This is a genomic window from Nocardioides sp. CCNWLW239 (assembly GCF_037137035.1).
In the GTDB taxonomy this organism is placed as follows: domain Bacteria; phylum Actinomycetota; class Actinomycetes; order Propionibacteriales; family Nocardioidaceae; genus Nocardioides.
Genome location: NZ_JBBBNW010000001.1, coordinates 557,834 through 572,160, shown reverse-complemented (window position 1 = coordinate 572,160; position 14,327 = coordinate 557,834). Strand labels below are relative to the sequence as shown.

Here is a 14,327-nt window from a genome sequence, read left to right as displayed (position 1 = left end):
ACAACGAAAGGTACCTAGATGACCCGCGAGAACTCCCTCGTCTCCGCCCAGTGGGTGGAGGAGCACCTCGATGACCCGAAGGTGGTGCTGATCGAGGTCGACGAAGACACCACCGCCTACGACAAGGGCCACATCAAGGGTGCCATCAAGCTCGACTGGACCACCGACCTGCAGGACCAGGTCCGTCGCGACTTCGTCAACAAGGACCAGTTCTCCGCTCTGCTCTCCGAGCGCGGTGTCGCCAACGACGACACCGTGGTGCTCTACGGCGGCAACAACAACTGGTTCGCCGCGTACGCCTTCTGGTACTTCAAGCTCTACGGCCACCAGGACGTCAAGCTGCTCGACGGCGGCCGCAAGAAGTGGGAGCTCGACTCCCGTGAGCTGACCGACGAGGCCGTCACCCGCGAGGCGACCAGCTACACCGCGCAGGAGCAGGACCACTCGATCCGCGCCTTCCGTGACGAGGTCGTCGAGGCCATCGGCACCCAGAACCTCGTCGACGTACGTTCGCCCGACGAGTTCGCCGGCCGCCTCCTCGCCCCCGCCCACCTCCCGCAGGAGCAGGCCCAGCGCGCCGGTCACATCCCGACCGCGGCCAACGTCCCGTGGTCCAAGGCGGCCAACGACGACGGCACCTTCCGCTCCGACGAGGAGCTCAAGGAGATCTACACCGAGGCCGGTGTCGACTGGAGCAAGGACACCATCGCCTACTGCCGCATCGGCGAGCGCTCCTCGCACACCTGGTTCGTGCTCAAGGAGCTCCTCGGCCAGGAGAACGTGAAGAACTACGACGGCTCGTGGACCGAGTACGGCTCGCTCGTCGGCGTCCCGGTCGTCACCGGCGACGAGCCCGGGGAGGCCTGAGCATGTGCGGAGCAACTGAGGGCGGGCTCTCGCTCGCCGGCGTCGACGTCGCCAAGGAAGCAGTCATCCAGGGTCAGGTGACCCGCGGTGGCGAGCCGGTCCACGGTGCCTACGTCCGGCTGCTCGACCGTACCGGCGAGTTCACCGCCGAGGTCCCGACCTCGGCCACCGGGCACTTCCGGTTCTTCGCCGGCGACGGCGAGTGGACCCTGCGTACGCTCGCGCCGAAGGCGGAGCCCGTGGACAAGAAGGTCCACGCCGCGGTCGGCAACGTCGCCGAGGTGACGATCCCGATCGGCTGACGATCTCTGACGTGGGAGCCCCGGTGTCACTGGCTGACACCGGGGCTCCCACGTCGTTTTGCCATCCTGCGGTGGAGATATTGCGGCGAATCGTATGAATGGCGCTAGATTGTCCGGGTGACTGGACTGCTTGTGACCGTGGCGCCGACCGGGGCGGAGACCGCGAAGGAAGACTGCCCGCAGCTGCCGACGACGCTCGAGGAGCTGGTGGCGACGGCCGTCGAGTGCGAGGAGGCGGGGGCGCGGATGATCCACGTCCACATCCGCGACGACGACCACGCGCCGACGCTCGACCTCGGCCGGCTGACCGACACGGTCGAGGCCCTTCACGAGAAGACCGAGCTGATCGTGCAGCTCTCCACGGGCGGGTCCGTCCATGACCCGCTCGACAAGCGGCTGAAGGTGCTCGACGCCGGCCCGGACTCGTGCTCGCTGACCATGGGCACCACCAACTTCGGCGACGACGTCTTCTCCAACCCGTGGCCGTTCATCACCGAGCTCTACCAGCTCACCCAGGAGCGTGGCGTGGTGCCGGAGTTCGAGCTCTTCGACCTGGGCCATGTCGCCGCGCTGCAGCGGTTGTTGGGGAAGTACGGGCTGCCCGCCGGCGGCAAGGTCCACGTCGACTTCGTCATGGGCGTCCCCGGTGGCATGCCCGGGACCTCTGCGGCCCTGGTCGCGGCCGTCGCTGCGTTGCCGGCTGAGGTGACCTCGTGGTCGGCGACCGGAATCGGCCGCTCGACCCTCCCGGTCATGCTCACCTCGCTCGCCATGGGTGGTCACCTGCGCGTCGGGATGGAGGACGTCCTCACCCTCGCCAAGGGTGTGCCGGTCGACGCCAACCGTCAGCTCGTCGAGCGTGCCGTCGAGGCCGCTGCCGTCGCCCAGCGCGCCCCGATGAGCACCGACGAAGCCTGGGCCCTCCTCGGCCTCTCGCGGTAAAGAATCCGCCGAGTCGGCGCGTCTGTCTCGTTTCGGGCAGCCGAGTCGGCGCATCTGTCCCGGTCTCGCTGGGACAGATGCGCCGACTCGACGTGCATTTGCGGGACATCCGCGCCGACTCGGCGGGGATATTGGTCAGGTCACGCCGACTCGGCGGTGAGGTAGCGCTGGATGGTCGGGCCTACCCACTCCACGATCTCCTCGGCGTCCATCTCGACGATGGGCGGGAGGTGGAGTACGTAGCGCCCGAGTGCGATACCGAGGAGCTGGGTGGCCGCGAGGGCTGCCCGGCGTCTGGCCTGGGCGGGGTCGGGGCACAGGGGAGTGATGGCGGCGGCGACCTGGGTGGCGAAGATGCCTCGCATCTGTTCCGCGGCCTGGGGGTCCGAGGCGGCGCGGCGCAGGAGCGCCATCAGGGTGCCCTCGGAGTCCCAGGTGCGTACGAAGTGGGCGGTCATCACGCGGCCGGCCTCGCCCGCCGCGACCGTGGTGAGGTCCGGGAGTGCCAGGTCGATCGACGCCGCGGCGGTGAAGAGCTCCTCCTTGCTGCCGAAGTAGCGCATCACCATCGAGGGATCGATCTGCGCCTCTGAGGCGATCGCGCGGATGGTGGTGCGGTCGTATCCCTGTCGCGCGAAGTGCTCGCGCGCGACGGCGAGGATGCGCTCACGGGTCTCGGCTCCGGATCGGCGGGTCTCGGTCATGTCAACAAGTGTAGGCCAACAACTGTTGACGTCAATCCCGGCAGCGGGCTACCTTGGTCAACACCGGTTGGCCAACACATGTTGACCATCTAACGACCCAAGGAGAGCATCATGTCCACCATCACCACTGATGTCCTCGTCGCCGGCGCCGGCCCCACCGGGCTCGCCGTGGCGGCCACGCTGGCCGCGGCCGGCATCGACGTCACTGTCATCGACAACCAGGCCTCCGGCGACAACACCTCGCGCGCCGCGGTCGTCCACGCTCGCACCCTGGAGGTCCTCGCCGACCTCGAGGTCTCCGCGCGCCTGGTGGAGAAGGGCATCAAGGCGCCGCGCTTCACCATCCGCGACCGCGACAAGGTGCTGGTGCCGATCCGCTTCGACGACCTGCCGACGACGTTCCCTTATGCGCTGATGGTCTCCCAGGCGGTCACCGAGCAGGTCCTCCTCGAGCGTCTCATCGAGCTCGGCGGCCACGTACGCCGGCCACTCACCCTCGTCGACCTCGTCCAGGACGACACCGGCGTCACCGCCACCACCGAGGACGGCACCGAGATCCGTGCCCGCTACCTCGTCGGCGCCGACGGCATGCACTCCACCGTGCGTGACAAGGCCGGGATCGGCTTCCCCGGGGGCAAGTACGCCGAGTCGTTCAGCCTCGCCGACGTACGCATCGAGGGCGACCTGCCGCACGACGAGGTCATCCTCTACTTCTCGCCCGAGGGCACCCTGGTCTCCGCACCGCTGCCCGACGGCTCGTTCCGGTTCGTGGCCCCGGTCTCCGAGGCACCGGAGGAGCCCGACGTCGACTATGTCCAGGGCCTCCTCGACCGGCGCGGCAGCCTCGAGAGCCCGGTCGCGGTCACCGAGGTCGTGTGGGGCTCCCGCTTCCGGGTCCACCACCGCGTCGCCGACGCCTACCGCGCCGGGCGGGTGCTGATCGCCGGCGACGCCGCTCACGTGCACAGCCCCGCCGGCGGCCAGGGCATGAACACCGGCCTCCAGGACGCGATCGTGCTCGCCGACGCGCTCGTCACCACGATCACCGGCGGCGACGAGGCCGCGCTCGACGACTACGCCTCCCGCCGTCGCCCGGTCGCCCAGGAGGTCATCGAGCTCTCAGACCGCCTGACGCGGTTCGGCATCGCGCACGGGGTCCGGCGCAGCGTACGCAACCTGGTGCTGTCCACGCTCGCGCGGCACCCGCGCTTCCGCACGATGCTCGCTTGGCGCCTGTCCGGGCTGGTCTACCGCGACCGCTGATCCGTGGATGTTCGTCTAGGTATGCAGACCAACAGGCACTTCCCTGGCGGAGGTCCGCACGGGAGGTGATGGGTCACCTGCATACCTAGGCGAACCGACGGCGCGCTCCTCCGTCGAATCAGAGCGAGAGATAGCCAGCCGTGCGGAGACCTTCGACCACGTCGGACAGGGCCTCGTCGATCGAGCGGCCGGTGGTGTCGACACGTACGTCGGCATCGGCCGGCTCCTCGTACGGCGAGGAGATCCCGGTGAACTCCGGGATCTCGCCGCGTCGGGCCTTGGCGTAGAGGCCCTTGCGGTCGCGCCGCTCGCACTCCTCCAGCGGCGTGGCCACGTGCACCAGGAAGAAGGCGCCACCGGCGTTGTCGACGAAGCCGCGGACGTCCTGGCGGGTCGAGTCGAAGGGTGCGATGGGGGAGCAGACGGCGAGGCCGCCGTGGCGGGAGATCTCGGCGGCCACCCAGCCGATCCGGCGGATGTTGGTTTCCCGGTCCTCCTTGGAGAAGGTCAGCCCGGCCGACAGGTTGCGGCGCACGACGTCGCCGTCGAGGGAGGTGACCGTGCGGGCGCCCTGCTCGAGGATCCGGTCCATCAGGGCGCGGGCGAGGGTGGACTTGCCGGAGCCGGACAGGCCGGTGAAGAAGATGACCAGGCCCTGGTTCTCGGGAGCGGGCTGGTCGGCGTCGATGACCGCCGCGATGGCGTCGGGATAGTCGTCCGACGAAGCGGAGGCCAGCGCGTGAACCGGATCCCCACCCGCGTACGCCTCGACGACCGCCACCCCGAGCGCATGGTCGGCCTCGGGGTCGTCGTGAGCAGCCAGCGGCACGGCCACGACGGCAGCGTCGGGCAGGGAGTCCGCAGCCAGCAACGAGGCGCGCAACAGCGCGACGGGGGAGAGCGCCGGGGTGCCGTGCCCGACGAGCGCGAGCAGCAGCACCGGCCCGAGCTCCGCGATCTCGGCGATCTCGGCGGTGGTGAGCGCGTCGGTGACCGGGACGACCGTCCGCCCGGCGTACGTCTTCCGGGTCTGCTCCGGGGTGAGGTAGAGCCGCCGGAACGGTCCGTAGGCGGGGGAGGAGAGGCCGGTGACCTCACCTGCCGGCCAGGTGACGCGTGCCAGCGGGAGGCCTTCGGGGTCGACGATCTCGACGGCTCCCGCTGCGAGCGCGGACTCGCCGACCGCGGCCGGCAGCTGCAGGGTCAAGGCCGAACCGTCTGCGTTGAGCGGCCCGGGAAGGGCTGCGGAGACGATCAGCTCGACGTCGTCGAGCTCACGGGGAGAGGGAGAGTACTGCGGCACAGGCACGCCCCGAACTCTAACGTCGCGCTCGGCGGCAGCCAGCACCACGCTCGTGCGTGGACTCGTCCGCTGAATGCCCACCGAGGTAACTCGGCGAGCGACCACTGCCTTCGTGGAACTCCGCGAGGGGAGTGACCGCCGACCGAGTTACCCTTCGACAGGCTCAGGACACCGCCTCGGTCAGCATTGGGCCCGCTTGCCCGCCGGACGCGAAGCGGCGGCCCCGAGTTGGGGCCGCCGCTTCGTACGAAACCGATGATCAGTCGTTGATCATGCCCGCGCCGACGGTGACGCCGGTCGCCTCGTCGATGAGGATGAAGGAGCCGGTGGTGCGGTTCTTCGAGTAGGGGTCGCACAGCAGCGGCTTGGTGGTGCGCAGCTGGACGCGGCCGATCTCGTTGAGGCCGAGCTCCTTGGTCTCCAGGTCGCGGTGGAGCGAGTTGACGTCCAGGCGGTACTGGATGTCCTTGACGAGCGCCCGCGCCGAGTTGGAGGTGTGCTTGATGGCCAGCTTCTGCCGCGGACGCAGCGGAGCGGTGGTCATCCAGCAGATCATCGCGTCGATGTCCTGGCTCGGCTCGGGGGCGTTCTTGACCCGCGAGATCATGTCGCCGCGGCTCACGTCGACGTCGTCCTCGAGGCGGACGGTCACCGACATCGGCGGGAATGCCTCGGGGATCTCCTGGTCGAAGAGGTCGATCCCGGCGATCTTCGACGTCATGCCGGAGGGAAGCACCATGACCTCGTCGCCCGGCTTGAGCACGCCACCGGCGACCTGACCCGCATAGCCGCGGTAGTCGTGGTGGTCGTCGGACTTCGGCCGGATGACGTACTGCACCGGGAGGCGCACGTCGACCAGGTCGCGGTCGGAGGCGACGTGGACGTGCTCGAGGTGGTGGATCAGCGTCGGGCCGGAGTACCAGTCCATGCTGGTCGAGCGGGTCACCACGTTGTCGCCCTGGAGCGCCGAGATCGGGATGACCTCGAGGTCCGGGATGTTGAGCTTGGTCGCGAACGCGGTGAACTCGGCGGAGATCTTCTGGTAGACCTCCTGGGAGTAGTCCACCAGGTCCATCTTGTTGATGCACAGCACCAGGTGGGGCACGCGCAGCAGCGACAGGAGCACCGCGTGCCGGCGCGACTGCTCGGTCAGGCCGTGACGCGCGTCGACCAGGACGAGTCCGAGGTCGGCCGTCGACGCACCGGTGACCATGTTGCGCGTGTACTGAACGTGGCCCGGGGTGTCGGCGATGATGAACTTGCGGTTGGGCGTCGCGAAGTAGCGGTAGGCCACGTCGATGGTGATGCCCTGCTCGCGCTCGGAGCGCAGACCGTCAGTCAGCAGCGAGAGGTCCACGTAGCCGTGGCCCTTGTCCTGCGAGGTCTTCTCGACCGACTCGAGCTGGTCGGTGAAGATCGACTTCGAGTCGAACAGCAGCCGCCCGATGAGGGTGGACTTGCCGTCGTCGACCGAGCCGGCGGTGGCGAACCGCAGCAGATCCATGGCCATCAGAAGTAGCCTTCCTTCTTGCGGTCCTCCATGGCAGCCTCGGAGAACCGATCGTCACCGCGGGTCGCGCCGCGCTCGGTGACCCGGGCGGCGGCGACCTCCTCGATGATCTCGTCAATGGTCGACGCGGTGCTCTCCACGCAACCGGTCAGGGTCATGTCGCCGCAGGTGCGGTAGCGAACCGTACGCTCGGTGACGACCTCGCCCTCGCGCAGCGGGTTGAGCGGGGTCTCGGTGAGCAGCATGCCGTCGCGCTCGAAGACGCGGCGCTGGTGGGCGAAGTAGACCGAGGGGATCTCGATGCCCTCGCGGCCGATGTAGTCCCAGATGTCCAGCTCGGTCCAGTTGGAGATCGGGAAGACCCGCATGTGCTCGCCCTCGTGGAGGCGGCCGTTGTAGAGCGACCAGAGCTCGGGGCGCTGGTTCTTCGGGTCCCACTGGCCGAACTCGTCGCGGTGGGAGTAGACGCGCTCCTTGGCGCGGGCCTTCTCCTCGTCGCGGCGGCCGCCACCGAAGGCGGCGGTGAAGCCGTTCTCCTCGATCGCGTTCAGCAGGGTGGGCGTCTGGAGCCGGTTGCGCGAGGTCTTGCCGTCGTCGACGACGATGCCGCGCTCGATGGCGTCATCGATGCTCGCGATCACCAGGCGTACGCCCAGGCGCTGCACCCAGCGGTCACGGGTCTCGGCGACCTCGGGGAAGTCGAGGCCGTTGTCGATCTGGAGGACCGGGAACGGGATCTTGGCAGGGAAGAAAGCCTTCTCCGCAAGTCGCAGCATCACGATGCTGTCCTTGCCGCCCGAGAACATCAGGACAGGCTTCTCGAACTCGGCCGCGGCCTCGCGGAAGATGTGGATCGACTCGGCTTCCAGCTGGTCGAGCTGGCTGAGCCGGTAGTCGGCATGTGTTGCAGTCATTACGGAACCAGAGGACCTCTCCGTCAGGTTGAGGCGCCCATGCTAGTGGCGGCTTCCACGGCACGGCGAAATGTCCCATCCCCGCGTGGGCGGACTCCGAGTGTACGCACGCACGGACCTGCCCTCGGAAGCACCACTCGCACGGTGAGATTCCACCGTGGAGATCCGTCAGCGTCGCGGCGCCACCGCGACCCGGTCGCCGGCGAGCAAGAAGGCGAGCCTGTCGTTCTCGCCCGAAGGTGGCGTGAGCCCGAGGCGCAGGAACAGATCGCGTACGCCGCCGGGGTCGATGTCCTCGTGCGGCCGTAGCCCGAGTGCCTGCCGGATCGTCTCGGCATGGATGCGCCGGCCCCCGAGCCGGTCCCAGCGCTCCGCGACGAGGGCGGGTTGCGCGCCGAAGGTGACCAGCTCGGTGCGGGTGGCAGGGATCCCGTCGGACCGGGCCCGGTCGAGGTCGGTGAGCAGCGCGGCAGCTTCCTCGGGGGTCGTCGGTCGCAGGATGTGCGTCGAGGGATGTTCGTACGTCGGCCAGAACCACTTGCCCGAGGCCCGCCGCAGCGCGAACTTCCCCCGGTGACCACCGAGGGAGAACCGTGGCCGGGCCCGCTGGTCGAGCCACGAGGTGGGCTGGTTGCGCAGCGCCGCCAGCCGGGTCGCGATCTCGGGCAGCGGTGCCTCGACGGGATGGGGTGCCCGGCGCCACGGCAGGTCGGGGTCGGTCGAGAGCGACACCGCGCCCGGGAGATCGTCGCCGTAGGAGGCGAGCAGCGTCATCGGCTCGGTGTCCGGCAGGCCGCGCTCGCGCGCCCACCGGCGACGTACGTCCTCGCGTGCCGGGAGCAGGTTGTCGAGCCATGCGCGGGCGGCTCCCGGGAGACAAGCCGGTCCGGTGCGCGGGAGGGAGAGCGAGAGGGGGGTCGGGCCCGCGGTATCGGCGTAGACGAAGTCGATCCGGTCGCCGAGCTGGTGGAAGGTGCCCAGGTGGCGGCGGCCGGCGAAGGCGTACAGCTCCGGCATCAGGATGGACCGGTCAGGCAGCGGCTCAGGACGGCGTCGAGGTCGACGTCCTCCAGGGGCGGGGCGATCGGGGAGAGCTGTGTGGGGGCGAGATAGACGTCGAGGACCTCCAGCAGAGCGAGAGCCTTGCCGAGCTCGGCGCGCGGGTGTCCGGCCTCGACGTCGACCACGAACCGTCGGCCCACCCCGGCCCGGTGCGCGAGGTCGCCCTGGGTGAGGCCCGCACGCCGACGGGCCGCGCGTACGGCCGACCCGAAGGCGGACGGCGAGGTCAGATACGGCGACGGCACGGTGAATAATCTACCCAATGTTCCCGTACGGGAACAGCGCCAAGCCAACTCGCTGCGACGCTCGCCGAATCGCTGCTTACAGTTCCGGCATGAAGATCACCGTTGTCGGCGTGGGCTACGTCGGGATGTCTCTCGCGGTCCTGCTGGCGCAGAAGCACGAGGTCGTCGTCCTGGACGTCTCCCAGGAGCGGGTGGACCTGGTCAACGCGAGGAAGACGCCGATCGAGGACACCGAGATCACCAGCTTCCTGGCCACCAAGGAGCTCGACCTGCGCGCGACCCTCGACAAGGAGGACGCCTACGCGGATGCCGCGTACGTCATCGTCGCGACCCCGACCAACTACGACGAGGCCTCGAACTACTTCGACACCTCCAGCGTCGACGGCGTGATCGTGGACGCGGTGAGCCACGCCCCGGACGCGGCGATCGTGGTGAAGTCGACGATCCCGGTGGGCTACATCGCCGCCAAGCGGGAGCAGCACCCCGAGACGACGCTCTTCTTCAGCCCCGAGTTCCTGCGCGAGGGCCAGGCGCTCCACGACAACCTGCACCCCTCCCGCATCGTCGTCGGCGACGACTCCCCGGCCGCGAAGGGGTTCGCCGAGCTCCTGCTCGAAGGCTCCCTGGAGCACGAGGTGCCCGTCCTGATGACCGGTACGACGGAGGCCGAGGCGATCAAGCTCTTCGCCAACACCTACCTCGCGCTGCGGGTCGCCTACTTCAACGAGCTCGACACGTACGCCGCGACCCACGGTCTCAGCACGACCCAGATCATCGAGGGCGTCGGCCTGGACCCGCGGATCGGGTCGCACTACAACAACCCGAGCTTCGGCTACGGCGGCTACTGCCTGCCCAAGGACACCAAGCAGCTGCAGGCGAACTACCAGGACGTCCCGCAGAACCTCATCTCGGCGATCGTCGAGGCCAACACCACGCGCAAGGACTTCGTCGCCACCGACATCCTGCGCCGCGAGCCGAAGGTGGTCGGCGTCTACCGGCTGATCATGAAGTCGGGCTCGGACAACTTCCGCGAGTCGTCGATCCAAGGCGTGATGAAGCGGATCAAGGCCAAGGGCGTCGAGGTGATCATCTACGAGCCCGAGCTCGACGAGCCGGAGTTCTTCCACTCCGAGGTGATCGAGGACCTCGCCGAGTTCAAGAGGCGCGCGGACGTGATCATCGCCAACCGGCGCACCGAGGTGCTCGCCGATGTCGCCGACAAGGTCTACACGCGCGACATCTACGGACGAGACTGACCGCTTCCGGAGCCGAGAACTGCCTCCCGTGGGCGACCTGCGGGTAACGGACCGGTGACCATCGGCTCGCAATGAACCGCGCGCGGATGCGTACAGTTAAGGTCGCGTCTTCTGCTCCGTGTCTAGGAATGAGGCAACATCATGGCTGGTGACTCCGAGACCCGCCCCTGGGGTTCGTGGCATGTCATCGACGTCGGTCCGGGTTACAAGGTGAAGCGGATCGAGGTGCTGCCCCACAGCCGCCTCTCCTACCAGACCCACACCCACCGCTCCGAGCACTGGGTCGTCATCTACGGCAAGGCGACCTGCGTCATCGACGGCGTGACCACCATCGCCGGCCCGGGTGAGTCCGTCGACGTCGCCGTCGGCCAGGCCCACCGGATCTGCAACGAGACCGACGAGCCGCTCTCGATCATCGAGGTCCAGCGCGGCGGCTACACCGGCGAGGACGACATCGTGCGACTCGAGGACGACTTCGGCCGGGCCGAGGCCGAGACGCAGGTGGCGGCGGAGGCCTGAGCCGGCTGTAACACGCGGTTACACCCACTATCCGGTCGTTGAAAACGACCGGATAGTGCTACGAACAGCGTGTTACACCCCGACCTCAGGCCAGCAGCCCGAGCAAGTACTTCCCGTAGCCGCTCTTCAGCAGCGGCTGGGCGAGCTCGGAGAGCTGCTCGTCGGAGAGCCATCCCTGGCGCCACGCGACCTCTTCGGGAGCGCCGATCTTGGTGCCCTGGCGGTGCTCGATGGCCCGGATGAAGTTGGCGGCCTCGTTGAGGTCCTCGAGGGTGCCGGTGTCGAGCCAGGCGGTGCCGCGGGGGAGCACCTCGACGGAGAGGGTGCCGGCCTCGAGGTAGATCCGGTTGAGGTCGGTGATCTCGAGCTCGCCGCGGGCGGACGGCTTGAGGTTGCGGGCATGCCCGATGACCGAGCTGTCGTAGAAGTAGAGGCCGGGGACGGCGTACGGGCTCTTGGGCTTCTCGGGCTTCTCCTCGAGCGAGATCGCTGTGAAGGATTCGTCGAACTCGACGACGCCGTAGGCGCGCGGGTCGGCGACGCGGTAGCCGAACACGGCACCACCGGTGATCGTCTTGAAGCGGGCCAGCTGGGTGCCGAGGCCGGGACCGTAGAAGATGTTGTCCCCCAGGACGAGGCCGACGCCGTCCTCGGACTCGTCGAGGAAGCCGACGTCGGCGCCGATCGTGAACGCCTGGGCGAGGCCGTCGGGGGAGGGCTGCTCGGCATAGCTGATGTTGACGCCGAGGTGGCTCCCGTCACCGAGGAGCCGGTGGAAGCCCGAGGCCTCATGGGGCGTCGTGATCACCAGGATGTCCCGGATCCCGGCCAGCATCAGCGTGGTCAGCGGGTAGTAGATCATCGGCTTGTCGTAGATCGGCATCAGCTGCTTGCTGATCGCAAGAGTGATCGGGTGCAGACGTGAGCCGGTGCCTCCGGCGAGGATGATCCCCTTCATGGTCAGTTGATCCTACGGATGTTCACCCTACGTTCTAGGGAACCCACCGGGGCGAGGCGACCACCGGGCGGTTAATTCTGCCTACGATGAACCGGTGAGACGGATTCTTGTGACAGGTGGCGCCGGGTTCATCGGCTCCAACTTCGTGCACCACCTCGTGGCCAACACTGATGCGTACGTGACGGTGCTCGACAAGCTGACCTACGCCTCCTCGGAGGCGTCGCTCGCCGGGCTCCCGGAGGACCGGGTGAGGCTCGTGGTCGGGGACATCGCGGACGCCGCGGTGGTCGAGCCGCTGGTGGCGGAGTCGGACGCGGTGGTGCACTACGCGGCCGAGTCGCACAACGACAACTCGCTCTCCGACCCGGCGCCGTTCGTCCAGACCAACATCGTCGGCACCTTCGTGCTGCTCGAGGCCGTCCGTCGTCACGACGTGCGGTTCCACCACGTCTCCACCGATGAGGTCTACGGCGACCTCGACCTCGACGACCCGAAGCGGTTCACTGAAGACACCCCCTACCAGCCGTCCTCGCCCTACTCGGCCACCAAGGCGGGCTCCGACCACCTCGTCCGTGCCTGGGTGCGCTCCTTCGGCGTGCGCGCGACGATCTCCAACTGCTCCAACAACTACGGCCCCTGGCAGCACGTCGAGAAGTTCATCCCGCGCCAGATCACCGAGGTGATCGAGGGCCGCCGGCCGCGTGTCTACGGCGACGGGCTCAACGTGCGCGACTGGATCCACACCGACGACCACTCCTCGGCGGTCTGGACGATCCTGGAGAAGGGCCGGATCGGGGAGACCTACCTGATCGGCGCCGACGGCGAGAAGTCCAACGTCGAGGTGGTCCGGGCGATCCTGCGCCACTTCGGACGTCCTGAGGACGACATCGAGTGGGTGACCGACCGTGCCGGTCACGACCGTCGCTACGCCATCGAGTCCGGCAAGCTGCGCAGCGAGCTCGGTTGGGAGCCGAAATACCAGGACTTCGACAAGGGTCTGGCCGCGACGATCGCCTGGTACCAGGAGAACGAGGCCTGGTGGTCGCCGCTGAAGCACGAGACCGAAGCCAAGTACGCCGCGAAGGGGCAGTGATTCTCGGTGGCTGAGCTGCGCGTCGAGGAGACGCCCATCCCGGGTCTGCTGGTCGTCCACCTGCCGGTGCACGGTGACGCCCGCGGCTGGTTCAAGGAGAACTGGCAGCGGGAGAAGATGACCGCGCTGGGACTGCCCGACTTCGGACCGGTGCAGAACAACATGTCCTTCAACGCCGCTCGAGGCGCGACCCGGGGGATCCACACCGAGCCGTGGGACAAGTTCGTCTCGGTGGCCTGCGGACGGGTCTTCGCCGCCTGGGTCGACATGCGTGAGGGGGAGTCCTTCGGGACGACCTTCTCCATCGAGATCGACCCCGAGACCGCGGTCTTCGTGCCGCGTGGGGTCGGCAACTCCTACCAGGCGCTGGAGGACCGCACCGTCTACTCCTACCTGGTCAACGACCACTGGCGCCCCGGCTTCGCCTACCCGGCGCTCAACCTCGCCGACGAGACGGCCGCGATCGCCTGGCCGATCCCGCTGGACTCGGCGGAGGTCTCCGAGAAGGACAGGGTCAACCCGCGCCTGGCCGAGATCACCCCGATGAAGCCGAAGAAGACCCTGATCATCGGCGCCGACGGCCAGCTCGGCCGTGCCCTCGCCTCGGTCTTCCCGGAGGCCGATGCGGTCGGCCGTGGTGAGCTGGACATCTCCGACGAGAAGGCGGTAGCGGCCTGGCCGTGGGCCGACTACCAGGTCGTCCTCAACGCCGCTGCCTACACCGCCGTCGACACCGCCGAGACACCTGAGGGCCGGCGCACCGCCTGGGCGGCCAACGCGACGGCTCCCGCGCTGCTCGCCCGGGTCGCGACCGAGCACCGGCTGACCCTGGTGCACTACTCGACCGAGTACGTCTTCGACGGCACCGCCACCGAGCACACCGAGGACGAACCGGTCTCGCCCCTCGGTGTCTACGCCCAGTCCAAGGCCGCCGGCGACATCGCCGTCGCCGGCACCCCCCGCCACTACGTCCTGCGCACCTCGTGGGTCGTGGGCGACGGCAAGAACTTCGTACGCACCATGGCGGCTCTCGCCGAGAAGGGCGTCTCGCCCACCGTGGTCGACGACCAGATCGGCCGACTCACCTTCACCGACACGCTCGCCGCGGCCACTGCTCACCTGCTGCGGTCCGGGGCTGCGTACGGGATCTACAACTGCACCAACGCCGGGGAGCCGTGCTCGTGGCGCGACATCGCCGCCGAGGTGTTCTCGCTGTCCGGGCGGGACGGGTCCGACGTGGGTGCGACCTCGACCGAGGCCTACTTCGCCGGCAAGGAGGGTGTCGCGCCGCGACCGCTCAACTCGGTGATGTCCCTCGACAAGCTCACCGCCACCGGCTTCGAGCCCGAGGACCACCTCGACGCGCTGCGCCGCTACCTGAAAGCCTGA

The 14,327-nt window shown here is 68.6% G+C and carries 15 protein-coding genes; 8 read left to right on the top strand and 7 right to left on the bottom strand.

Annotated features, from left to right (window positions below):
* The first annotated feature begins 18 nt into the window (after nucleotides 1–18).
* The 3 genes from WBG06_RS02815 to WBG06_RS02805 all read left to right on the top strand — a co-directional run bounded on the left by WBG06_RS02815 (nucleotide 19) and on the right by WBG06_RS02805 (nucleotide 2,111).
* Complete coding sequence (locus WBG06_RS02815) at nucleotides 19–867, top strand: sulfurtransferase (protein ID WP_336734944.1); 849 nt, start codon at nucleotides 19–21, stop codon at nucleotides 865–867.
* A gap of 2 nt (nucleotides 868–869) precedes the next feature.
* On the top strand, nucleotides 870–1,169 hold the full coding sequence (locus WBG06_RS02810) for a DUF1416 domain-containing protein (RefSeq protein WP_045549621.1): 300 nt from the start codon (nucleotides 870–872) through the stop codon (nucleotides 1,167–1,169).
* A gap of 117 nt (nucleotides 1,170–1,286) precedes the next feature.
* Nucleotides 1,287–2,111 (top strand): 3-keto-5-aminohexanoate cleavage protein, encoded by an 825-nt coding sequence (locus WBG06_RS02805; protein ID WP_336734938.1) that lies wholly within the window; start codon nucleotides 1,287–1,289, stop codon nucleotides 2,109–2,111.
* Between the two features lie 140 nt (nucleotides 2,112–2,251).
* Here WBG06_RS02805 and WBG06_RS02800 read toward each other — a convergent pair whose 3' ends face one another.
* Nucleotides 2,252–2,815, bottom strand: a complete 564-nt coding sequence (locus WBG06_RS02800) for a TetR/AcrR family transcriptional regulator (protein WP_336734936.1) — start codon at nucleotides 2,813–2,815, stop codon at nucleotides 2,252–2,254.
* A gap of 111 nt (nucleotides 2,816–2,926) precedes the next feature.
* Between WBG06_RS02800 and WBG06_RS02795 the strand changes: the two genes are divergently transcribed.
* Nucleotides 2,927–4,078, top strand: a complete 1,152-nt coding sequence (locus WBG06_RS02795) for an FAD-dependent oxidoreductase (RefSeq protein ID WP_336734934.1) — start codon at nucleotides 2,927–2,929, stop codon at nucleotides 4,076–4,078.
* A 118-nt stretch (nucleotides 4,079–4,196) separates the two neighbouring features.
* On the opposite strand, the gene cysC is transcribed toward WBG06_RS02795, so the two are convergent.
* The 5 genes from cysC to WBG06_RS02770 form a co-directional block, all read right to left on the bottom strand.
* On the bottom strand, nucleotides 4,197–5,387 hold the full coding sequence (gene cysC, locus WBG06_RS02790; protein WP_336734932.1) for an adenylyl-sulfate kinase: 1,191 nt from the start codon (nucleotides 5,385–5,387) through the stop codon (nucleotides 4,197–4,199).
* A 253-nt stretch (nucleotides 5,388–5,640) separates the two neighbouring features.
* Nucleotides 5,641–6,891: a sulfate adenylyltransferase subunit 1 gene (locus WBG06_RS02785; protein ID WP_336734930.1), complete on the bottom strand. Its 1,251-nt coding sequence runs from the start codon at nucleotides 6,889–6,891 to the stop codon at nucleotides 5,641–5,643.
* Nucleotides 6,891–7,805, bottom strand: a complete 915-nt coding sequence (gene cysD, locus WBG06_RS02780) for a sulfate adenylyltransferase subunit CysD (protein ID WP_336734928.1) — start codon at nucleotides 7,803–7,805, stop codon at nucleotides 6,891–6,893. The genes WBG06_RS02785 and cysD overlap by 1 nt, the downstream gene beginning before the upstream one ends.
* A gap of 168 nt (nucleotides 7,806–7,973) precedes the next feature.
* Entirely contained in the window at nucleotides 7,974–8,822 is an 849-nt protein-coding gene (locus WBG06_RS02775; protein ID WP_336734926.1) for a HipA N-terminal domain-containing protein, read from the bottom strand.
* Nucleotides 8,822–9,112, bottom strand: coding sequence for a type II toxin-antitoxin system Y4mF family antitoxin (locus WBG06_RS02770; RefSeq protein ID WP_336734924.1), 291 nt, complete (start codon nucleotides 9,110–9,112; stop codon nucleotides 8,822–8,824). The genes WBG06_RS02775 and WBG06_RS02770 overlap by 1 nt, the downstream gene beginning before the upstream one ends.
* A gap of 89 nt (nucleotides 9,113–9,201) precedes the next feature.
* Between WBG06_RS02770 and WBG06_RS02765 the strand changes: the two genes are divergently transcribed.
* Both WBG06_RS02765 and WBG06_RS02760 read left to right on the top strand, forming a co-directional pair.
* The gene (locus WBG06_RS02765) at nucleotides 9,202–10,368 is read left to right on the top strand and encodes a nucleotide sugar dehydrogenase (RefSeq protein WP_336734922.1); all 1,167 of its coding nucleotides are present in this window, start codon (nucleotides 9,202–9,204) and stop codon (nucleotides 10,366–10,368) included.
* 141 nt (nucleotides 10,369–10,509) lie between these two features.
* Entirely contained in the window at nucleotides 10,510–10,887 is a 378-nt protein-coding gene (locus tag WBG06_RS02760) for a phosphomannose isomerase type II C-terminal cupin domain (protein WP_336734920.1), read from the top strand.
* Nucleotides 10,888–10,972: 85 nt separating this feature from the next.
* Here the strand turns inward: WBG06_RS02760 and rfbA are convergent, their stop codons facing one another.
* Nucleotides 10,973–11,845 carry a glucose-1-phosphate thymidylyltransferase RfbA gene (gene rfbA, locus WBG06_RS02755; RefSeq protein WP_336734918.1) on the bottom strand — a complete coding sequence of 291 codons (873 nt, stop codon included), beginning with the start codon at nucleotides 11,843–11,845 and terminating at the stop codon, nucleotides 10,973–10,975.
* 94 nt (nucleotides 11,846–11,939) lie between these two features.
* Between rfbA and rfbB the strand changes: the two genes are divergently transcribed.
* Both rfbB and WBG06_RS02745 read left to right on the top strand, forming a co-directional pair.
* Nucleotides 11,940–12,938, top strand: a complete 999-nt coding sequence (gene rfbB, locus WBG06_RS02750) for a dTDP-glucose 4,6-dehydratase (RefSeq protein ID WP_336734916.1) — start codon at nucleotides 11,940–11,942, stop codon at nucleotides 12,936–12,938.
* Between the two features lie 6 nt (nucleotides 12,939–12,944).
* A complete protein-coding gene (locus WBG06_RS02745; protein ID WP_336734914.1) occupies nucleotides 12,945–14,327 on the top strand; it encodes a bifunctional dTDP-4-dehydrorhamnose 3,5-epimerase family protein/NAD(P)-dependent oxidoreductase in 1,383 nt (460 codons plus the stop codon).

Bases quoted from the DNA above. Each gene is read 5' to 3' on its own strand.
- WBG06_RS02815 (WP_336734944.1), top strand. From the start codon at position 19: ATGACCCGCGAGAACTCCCTCGTCTCCGCCCAGTGGGTGGAGGAGCAC.
- WBG06_RS02810 (WP_045549621.1), top strand. From the start codon at position 870: ATGTGCGGAGCAACTGAGGGCGGGCTCTCGCTCGCCGGCGTCGACGTC.
- WBG06_RS02800 (WP_336734936.1), bottom strand. From the start codon at position 2,815: ATGACCGAGACCCGCCGATCCGGAGCCGAGACCCGTGAGCGCATCCTC.
- WBG06_RS02795 (WP_336734934.1), top strand. From the start codon at position 2,927: ATGTCCACCATCACCACTGATGTCCTCGTCGCCGGCGCCGGCCCCACC.
- WBG06_RS02785 (WP_336734930.1), bottom strand. From the start codon at position 6,891: ATGGCCATGGATCTGCTGCGGTTCGCCACCGCCGGCTCGGTCGACGAC.
- cysD (WP_336734928.1), bottom strand. From the start codon at position 7,805: ATGACTGCAACACATGCCGACTACCGGCTCAGCCAGCTCGACCAGCTG.
- WBG06_RS02775 (WP_336734926.1), bottom strand. From the start codon at position 8,822: ATGCCGGAGCTGTACGCCTTCGCCGGCCGCCGCCACCTGGGCACCTTC.
- WBG06_RS02765 (WP_336734922.1), top strand. From the start codon at position 9,202: ATGAAGATCACCGTTGTCGGCGTGGGCTACGTCGGGATGTCTCTCGCG.
- WBG06_RS02760 (WP_336734920.1), top strand. From the start codon at position 10,510: ATGGCTGGTGACTCCGAGACCCGCCCCTGGGGTTCGTGGCATGTCATC.
- rfbA (WP_336734918.1), bottom strand. From the start codon at position 11,845: ATGAAGGGGATCATCCTCGCCGGAGGCACCGGCTCACGTCTGCACCCG.